The sequence below is a fragment of the Mycobacterium sp. IDUB_19 genome (assembly GCF_055419445.1).
Genome location: NZ_JBVAXR010000207.1, coordinates 1 through 305, shown reverse-complemented (window position 1 = coordinate 305; position 305 = coordinate 1). Strand labels below are relative to the sequence as shown.

The 305-nt window shown below is 62.6% G+C and carries 2 protein-coding genes; one reads left to right on the top strand and one right to left on the bottom strand.

All coding sequences use genetic code 11. The features are described from left to right. Positions 1-87: hypothetical protein (locus ACZY0B_RS27970; RefSeq protein WP_463767455.1), on the top strand; the 87-nt coding region annotated here is incomplete at its 5' end. An 11-nt stretch (positions 88-98) separates the two neighbouring features. Here ACZY0B_RS27970 and ACZY0B_RS27965 read toward each other — a convergent pair. Further along, positions 99-305, bottom strand: a 207-nt coding sequence (locus ACZY0B_RS27965) for a molybdopterin-dependent oxidoreductase (RefSeq protein WP_463767213.1), incomplete at its 5' end; no start/stop codon positions are given.

The window sequence follows — 305 nt, the reverse complement described above, 5'->3', positions numbered from 1 at the left end:
TACGCCGACGGCGACTTCGCCTGCCCACTACCCGCCGAACTCTCCGCAGTACCTGGCGCACTGCAGATTCTGCGCCCCGCCCGGTGACGATCCGGCCGTTAGATGGTCTGGTGGCGTCCAAAGAATTCGTGGTCTTCGTTGTAACCACCGTAACCGCTACCGAGCTCGGAGTAGTGCGCCACAAACTCAATGCCCTTGAGCCACTTCACATGCCGGAAGCCGTGCTGTAATTCATTGCGCAGCCGCAGCGGCGCCCCGTGGCCGTAGCTCACCGGCTCGCCGTTCATGTCGTAGGCCAGCATGGT